7 protein-coding genes are annotated in these 7,030 nt (G+C 72.2%); 4 read left to right on the forward strand and 3 right to left on the reverse strand.

Features of this window, described 5'->3' with window-relative positions:
• Positions 1–256: 256 nt before the first annotated feature.
• Positions 257–1,063 (reverse strand): alpha/beta fold hydrolase, encoded by an 807-nt coding sequence (locus ABTW87_RS19590; protein ID WP_350652250.1) that lies wholly within the window; start codon positions 1,061–1,063, stop codon positions 257–259.
• Between the two features lie 88 nt (positions 1,064–1,151).
• Here ABTW87_RS19590 and ABTW87_RS19595 point away from each other — a divergent pair, with 88 nt between their 5' ends.
• Positions 1,152–2,249, forward strand: a complete 1,098-nt coding sequence (locus ABTW87_RS19595; protein ID WP_350652251.1) for a calcium:cation antiporter — start codon at positions 1,152–1,154, stop codon at positions 2,247–2,249.
• Between the two features lie 18 nt (positions 2,250–2,267).
• Here the strand turns inward: ABTW87_RS19595 and ABTW87_RS19600 are convergent, their stop codons facing one another.
• Both ABTW87_RS19600 and ABTW87_RS19605 read right to left on the reverse strand, forming a co-directional pair.
• Positions 2,268–3,506, reverse strand: a complete 1,239-nt coding sequence (locus tag ABTW87_RS19600) for an RNA polymerase sigma factor (protein WP_350652252.1) — start codon at positions 3,504–3,506, stop codon at positions 2,268–2,270.
• Position 3,507: 1 nt separating this feature from the next.
• The gene (locus ABTW87_RS19605) at positions 3,508–3,909 is read right to left on the reverse strand and encodes a YciI family protein (RefSeq protein ID WP_350652253.1); all 402 of its coding nucleotides are present in this window, start codon (positions 3,907–3,909) and stop codon (positions 3,508–3,510) included.
• Positions 3,910–4,203: 294 nt separating this feature from the next.
• Between ABTW87_RS19605 and ABTW87_RS19610 the strand changes: the two genes are divergently transcribed.
• The 3 genes from ABTW87_RS19610 (at position 4,204) to ABTW87_RS19620 (ending at position 6,862) form a co-directional block, all read left to right on the forward strand.
• Positions 4,204–4,947, forward strand: coding sequence for a neutral zinc metallopeptidase (locus ABTW87_RS19610; RefSeq protein WP_350652254.1), 744 nt, complete (start codon positions 4,204–4,206; stop codon positions 4,945–4,947).
• Positions 4,948–5,407: 460 nt separating this feature from the next.
• Positions 5,408–5,998 carry a hypothetical protein gene (locus ABTW87_RS19615; protein ID WP_350652255.1) on the forward strand — a complete coding sequence of 197 codons (591 nt, stop codon included), beginning with the start codon at positions 5,408–5,410 and terminating at the stop codon, positions 5,996–5,998.
• 216 nt (positions 5,999–6,214) lie between these two features.
• Positions 6,215–6,862 carry an HAD family hydrolase gene (locus ABTW87_RS19620; RefSeq protein ID WP_350652256.1) on the forward strand — a complete coding sequence of 216 codons (648 nt, stop codon included), beginning with the start codon at positions 6,215–6,217 and terminating at the stop codon, positions 6,860–6,862.
• Positions 6,863–7,030: the final 168 nt, after the last annotated feature.

The raw sequence follows: 7,030 nt of genomic DNA on the forward strand, positions 1-7,030 counted from the left end.
CGATCAAGGGCCCGGCCAGCGGTGGAGTCGCTGCGTCCGGGTCCGTCTATATCTGGGGGAGCGGTGGGCACATCTTGGGCACACGCCGCCGTGATTCAATGCGAGTCAGTGAGAGCTACTGCGAGCCCTTTCTCCTGCTCACAAGCCCTTCCGGGCTATCACCGCAGGTCCCGGAAGTGCCGGGATCTCTTCAACGCCAAATAGGTGTTCGACCGTGCCCTAAAGCGAACGCCCTACGTGAGTTCGTCGTCGAGGACTAGCCGGAGCCGGAGCCGTCGGGAGCGCCTGACCAGAGTTCGGCCAGCAAGGCGTTGACGGTGTCGGGCTGCTCGCGGTGCGGCTCGTGGGCGGCGCCCGGCACGCGTACCAGCCGGGCGCCGATGCGTTCGGCGACCCGCCCGCAGACCGCACGCATCACGTCCGCCATGCCCGGCAGGTAGCCGGGCGGGACGGTCTCCCAGCCACCGACGATCACGAGCTTCGGGACGTCCAGGCGCGCCAGCGGCTCGGTCGGCAGGTCGGCGAGCCAGCAGGGTCGCTCGTGCAGGGCCGTCCGCGCCGCGCGCAACAGCCGGTCCGCCGGTTCGGGCCGCCGGCGATCGCCGTACGCCACGTCGACGTACTCCTCGGGCGTTCCGCGCCGCGCGTCGGCCATGAACCGGCGGCCGTCCTCGATGGCCCGGGCGACGACGGGCTCGTCGGCGGCCACGGTGTGTGCGCACGGTTCGATGAGCGTCAGTGAGCGGATCCGGTCGGGGTGGGCGGCGGCGGCGAGCATCGCGACCGTGCCGCCGTAGGAGTGCCCGACCAGGTGTGCGCCGCCGGTCATGAGGCCCAAGATGTCTTCGGCGTCGATGCGGTAGTCGCTTGTCACGTCGCCGCCGTCGAGGTCGGGGCTGGTGCCGAAGCCGCGCCGGTCCGGCAGCAGGAGGCGGCGGTGCCGGGCCAGCGGCCGCTGGTGCGCGAACGCGAGCGTGCCCCAGGTGAACGTGCCGTGGACGAGGATCGCCGGGGCCGACGGCGCGGGCTCGCCCCACACCGAGACGTGGATCCGGGGCCGCACGGCTCACACGATAATGACCCGCGTCCAGGAGAGGCCGCCTCCCCGACACCTCGGTCCCACTCATGATCAATCTGGCAGGGTTGGGGGCATGACCGCGCTGCGCTCCCGCCTGACCGACTGGACCGTCGTCGTGCCGCTGCTCGCCGTCCTGGTGCTCGGCGTGACCTGGAACCAGGTCCTGTCCGGGCCGATGGTGCTGCTGCTCAGCGTGCTGCTGGCGGGTGCGGTCCTCGCAGCGGTCCACCACGCCGAGGTGGTCGCCCACCGGGTGGGGGAGCCGTTCGGGTCGCTGGTCCTCGCGATCGCCGTGACGGTCATCGAGGTCGCCCTCATCGTGACGCTGATGATCAGCGGTGGGGAGAAGACGCAGACGCTGGCCCGGGACACGGTCTTCGCCGCCGTCATGATCACCTGCAACGGCATCCTCGGCCTGTCGCTGCTGATCGGTGCCCTGCGCCGACGGGTGGCGGTGTTCAACTCCGAGGGCACCGGCGGGGCCCTGGCCACCGTGGCGACGCTTGCCGTGCTCAGTCTGGTCGTCCCGAACTTCACCACCAGCCGGCCCGGCCCGCAGTTCAGCCCGGCCCAGCTGGCGTTCGCGGCGGTGGCGTCCCTGTCGCTGTACGCGCTGTTCGTGCTGGTGCAGACCGGCCGCCACCGCGACTACTTCCTGCCGGTCGACACCGAGGGACGGCCGGTCGACAACCAGGAGCACGCCGAACCGCCCTCCACGCGTACCGCCCTGGTCAGCCTTGCGCTGCTACTGGTCGCCCTGGTCGCCGTGGTCGGTGACGCCAAGACCGTCTCGCCGACGATCGAGGCCGCCGTCGCCCGGGTCAACCTGCCACCGTCGTTCGTCGGTGTCGTCATCGCCCTGCTGGTGCTGCTGCCCGAGACACTCGCGGCGGCCCGCGCGGCCCGCCTGGACCGGGTGCAGATCAGCCTCAACCTTGCCCTCGGCTCGGCGATGGCCAGCATCGGCCTGACCATCCCGGCCATCGCGATCGCCTCCATCTGGCTGGACGGGCCGCTGCTCCTCGGCCTCGGCGGCACGCAGATGACGCTGCTCGCGCTCACCGTGGTGACCGGTGTGCTGACCGTCGTGCCCGGCCGGGCCACCGTCCTGCAGGGCGGCGTCCACCTGGTGCTGCTCGCGGCGTTCGTCTTCCTCGCCGCCAGCCCCTGAGCGTTCGGCCGGGCCCGGTCAGGGCATGCGGCGGGCCGCGCGGGCGTGCAGGTAGCGCTGCTGCGCCAGGTTCGTCGACCGGGCCGCCGCCGTCAGGTACGCCGCCCGCGCACCCTCGTGGTCGCCGAGCCGCTCCAGCAGGTGCGCCCGGACGGCCGGCAGCCGCGGGTCGCCGGCCAGCACGCCCCGCGCGGCGAGACCGTCCACAAGCGACAGACCCTCCGGTACGCCCCGACTCATCGCCACCGCCACGGCGTGGTTCAGCGCCACCACCGGGCTGTCGGACATACCCAGCAGCACCTCGTACAGGGCGGTGATCTGCGGCCAGTCGGTGTCGGCGGCGCTGGGCGCCTCGTCGTGCAGAGCGGCGATCGCGGCCTGCACCTGGTACGGGCCGACCGGCCCGCGCGGCAGCGCCGCGTCGACAAGCGCGAGCCCCTCGGCGATCTGGTCGGCCTTCCACCGGCTGCGGTCCTGCTCGGCCATCGGCACCAGTTCGCCCTCCGGGCCGACCCGGGCCGGCGCCCGTGCGTCGGTCAGCAGCATCAGCGCCAGCAGTCCCGTCACCTCCGGATCCTCGGGTAGCAACCGGTGCAGCAGGCGGGTCAACCGGATCGCTTCGGCGGTGAGGTCGGTGCGCAGCAGGGCCGGGCCGGTCGTGGCAGCGTACCCCTCATTGAAGATCAAGTAGAGCACGTGGCGGACGGCCGCGAGCCGCGCCTCCCGCTCGGCCCCGGCGGGCATCCGGAACGGCACCCCGCTGTCGCGGATTCGCTGCTTGCCCCGGGTGATCCGCCGGGTCGTCGTGGCCTCCGGCACCAGGAAGGCGCGCGCCACCTCGGCGGTCGTCAGGCTGCCGACCGCGCGCAGGGTGAGCGCGATCTGGGACGCCGGCGACAGCGCGGGATGGCAGCACAGCACCAGCAGGACCAGCGTGTCATCGGCGTCGGCCGCGTCCCGGTCGGCGGCCGGGGCCACCCGGTCGGCGGGCAGCGTCCACCGGGCCACCGTGTCCTCCCGCCGCCGGCGCGCCTGCTCGCGGCGCAGCAGGTCGGTCAGGCGCCGCGCCGCCACGGCGACCAGCCAGGCCTTCGGGTCGTCGGGTACGCCGTCGTGCGGCCACCGTTGCGCGGCGGCGATCAGGGCCTCCTGCGTGGCGTCCTCGGCGAGGTCGAAGTGGCCGTACCGGCGGACCAGCGCGCCGAGGACCTGCGGCGCCAGGCGACGCAGCAGGTCCTCGACAGCCACCGCGACCATGTCAGCCGTCGAGATCCTCGATGCCCTCGGCGACCGGGCGCACGTCCACGTACTCCCCGGGGGCGTCCGGGTTGACGAACTGCGCGGCGATCTCGATCGCCCGGTCCAGGCTGGCGCAGTCGACGACGGTGTAGCCGGCGAGCACCTCCTGCGTCTCCGGGTACGGCCCGTCGGTGACCACCGGCACACCCCCGTCGAGCTGCACCCGGCGGGTGTGCACCGGGGCGACCAGGCCCTGCGCGTCGACCAGCTCGCCCGAGGCGACCAGCTTCTCGTGCACCGACCCCATGTGTGCGTGCATCGCCGCGACCTGCTCCGGCGACATCACCGGTTTGCCGCCGGGCCGGCCGGCCATCGCGTCGTAGTCCTGCTGCGAGCCGTACAGCATGATCATGTACTTCATGTGTGCCTCCTCGTGCCGGCACCGCCGCTCGGTGCCGCTCACCCGAAACGTCGAAGCCGCCGCCGCACTCCGGACATCCTCCCCGGTGCCCGCGCCGGCGGGCGCACGGCGGTGCGCGTGTCGCCGGCGGCGGTGCGCGTGTCGCCGGCGGCGGCTGCTCGCGCAAGCGGACCGCGTCACCCGGGCGGTCGGCTGAACCGCCGGCCGCTGGGCGGCGTAGATACCACCGGTCGGCATGACGCGCGGACCGTCGGGGTACTGCACGCCGCATCGCCGGCGGCCGGGGAGGGCACAGTGACGAGGCGGGTGGGACGACGGCCGGACGGCACCCTTTTCGGCCTGGTCATCGCGTTGGTGGTGGCGGGTGGCTGTCTGGTCGGGGGAACCTCCGACCCCGGCGGAGCCCCGGCGCCCGACCAGCCTCGCTCCGCCCCGTCGGGCACGGCGACCACCCGCGCCGACGGCACCGACACCGTCGAGGAGTTCCAGCAGGACGTCGCCGACGCCCGGAGCATCGCCGAACGGTACTGGTCCGAACAGTTCCGTGCCTCCGGGCAACGGTTCCAGCCGATCCGCCGGGTCATCCCGTACCAGCGCGACGGCGAGGTGACCTGTGGGGGACAGGAGATACCCCGCAACAACGCGGTCTACTGCTCCGCCGGCGACTTCATCGCGTACGACATCCGCTGGTCGTTCGGCGCGTTCCGGCAGATCGGGGACGCGTTCGTGTTCTACCTGCTCGGCCACGAGTACGCCCACGGGATCCAGACCCGGCTCGGTATCCGCTACTCGTTCACCATCCAGCAGGAGCTGCAGGCCGACTGCATGGCCGGGGCGTACCTCGGCGACTCCGTCCGCTCCGAGGCGCTCCGGATCGACGACGGTGACCTGGAGGAGTTCCGCGAAGGGCTGCTCGCCGTAGGGGACGCCCCGGATCAGCCGTGGTTCGCCGAGGGCTCGCACGGCAGCCCGGAACAGCGTGCTGAGGCGTTCTTCCGGGGGTACGAGCGGTCCCTCGACGCCTGCGACCTGACGTAACGGTCGCGGCCGGGCTGCTCGTCCGGCGGTGACCCGGTTCGCGCCTCGCTGATCAGATGATGCTGTGCCGGTCTCCAGCAGCCAAAAACACCGGCCCGACATCATCTGAATCATGGATTCGCCGCCTCGGGTCCGGTGTGTGATCAGGGGTGCGCTCTTGGGTGAGTGTCCGGTTTGTGGGTGTGGTCGGGGGCACCCGGTCGGCGGAATGGTGGCGGGCTCGGGGTCGTTACATCACGTGGACGATCGAGTAGGACCGCGTGGGCTTCGGGCCCGTTGGCGGTGGGCCGGAATGATGTCGGCCGGTCGGTCGTTACATCTGGACCCGGCGCCGTGAGGCAGTCCCCCCGCCCCGGCCGGGTGTCCATCCCCCAAGTCTTGTGAGCGCCTCGGATGGTGCTTGCACCACCACGCCCGTCCCCCCGGGTGGTGGTGCCAATCCCCCGAATGGAGCTTTCTGATGAACACGATCTTCCGTAAGAGCGTTCTGGGTGTTGCTGGTCTGGCGTTCGCCGGTGGCATGGTCGCCGGTCCGGTTGCCGCGCACGCGGCCCCGGCCGTCGAAACGGCCCCGGCCGCCGCTGTGGCGGTGCAGGCCGACAAGCCCGACATGGGCAAGCTGATCCCGCATGGTGTGCAGGGTGCGCAGTCGCGGATCGACCTGTCCGATGAGCAGGTCGCCAACGTCAAGGCGATCATCGCGGCGACGAAGAAGGCCGGCATGGACGAGCGGGCCGCGGTGGTGGCGATCGGCACGGCGTTGCAGGAGTCGAAGCTGGAGAACCTGGGTCATCTGGGTGAGCGCAACGACCACGACTCGCAGGGCCTGTTCCAGCAGCGTCCGTCCAGTGGGTGGGGCACGGTCGAGCAGATCACCGACCCGGAGTACTCGACGATGGCGTTCCTGAAGGGTCTCAAGCAGGTCGACGGGTGGCAGGACATGCCGCTGACCGTGGCCGCGCAGACCGTGCAGGTCTCGGCCTACCCGGACCACTACGCCCAGTGGGAGCAGCAGGCCGCCGACCTCGTCGCCGAGCACTGGACCAGCTGACCACAGACCTTCCTCACAGGGGGAACCACGCCGCTGGCCGGCACCCGAACCCGGGTGCCGGCCAGCGGCATCTCCACGGACGGACCGCCCGGGTACGGCGAGCGGCGTAGGTCACTGAGGGCCGGGAGCCCGGCGGGAGCAGTCGCGGCGGCTGGCAGGATCGGCGGGTACGTCGACCGTGAGGAGGCCCCGCTGAGCAGCCGTCACCCCGCCGCCGTGCTCTTCGACATGGACGGCACGCTCGTCGACAGCGAGAAGCTGTGGGACGTCGCGCTACGCGAGTTGGCGGCCGAGTACGGCGGCGTGCTCTCCACGACCGCCCGCCGCGCGATGGTCGGCACGAGCATGGCCGCCTCGATGCGGATCCTGCACGAGGACCTGGGCCAGCCGGAACGCGACCCGGACGCGAGCGCGGCGTGGATCAACGCGCGGATCCTGGAGCTGTTCCGCACCGGACTGCGCTGGCGGCCCGGAGCGCTGGCCCTGCTGCGGGCCGTCCGCGCCGCGGGCATCCCGACGGCCCTGGTGACCTCGAGTGGTCGGGCGCTGGTCGAGGTGGCCCTGGACACCCTGGGGCGGGACAGCTTCGACGCGGTGGTGTGCGGTGACGAGGTGGACGCGGCCAAGCCGCACCCGGAGCCGTACCTGACCGCCGCCCGGCTGCTCGGAGTGCCGGTCGCCCGCTGTGTCGCGATCGAGGACTCCCCGACCGGGGTGGCCAGCGCTCTCGCCGCCGGCGCGGCGGTGCTCGCGGTGCCGGCCGAAGTGCCGCTGGAGGCGCGCGACGGCGTACATCAGGTGGCGAGCCTGACGGCGGCGGACCTGGAGTTGCTCGCGGCGCTGCTCGGCGAGCCGCCGGCCTGACGCCGACGCGTCCCGGTGTTAAGAAGGGCCCCCTGTACAACGCGGCGGTTTCTAGGGGTCGTTGCAACACGTGGGTTTGTGTTGATCAGGCGGTGAGCAGTTTATGCAGGCGCTCGGCTGGGGTTTCCCAGCCGAGCGTTTTGCGTGGGCGGCCGTTGAGTTCGGCCG

This window comes from Micromonospora sp. NPDC126480 (genome assembly GCF_040302465.1).
GTDB lineage: Bacteria > Actinomycetota > Actinomycetes > Mycobacteriales > Micromonosporaceae > Micromonospora.

Excerpts from the sequence above, each read along its gene's own strand:
- ABTW87_RS19615 (WP_350652255.1), top strand. The coding sequence starts at position 5,408 with ATGAACACGATCTTCCGTAAGAGCGTTCTGGGTGTTGCTGGTCTGGCG.
- ABTW87_RS19605 (WP_350652253.1), bottom strand. The coding sequence starts at position 3,909 with ATGAAGTACATGATCATGCTGTACGGCTCGCAGCAGGACTACGACGCG.
- ABTW87_RS19600 (WP_350652252.1), bottom strand. The coding sequence starts at position 3,506 with ATGGTCGCGGTGGCTGTCGAGGACCTGCTGCGTCGCCTGGCGCCGCAG.
- ABTW87_RS19595 (WP_350652251.1), top strand. The coding sequence starts at position 1,152 with ATGACCGCGCTGCGCTCCCGCCTGACCGACTGGACCGTCGTCGTGCCG.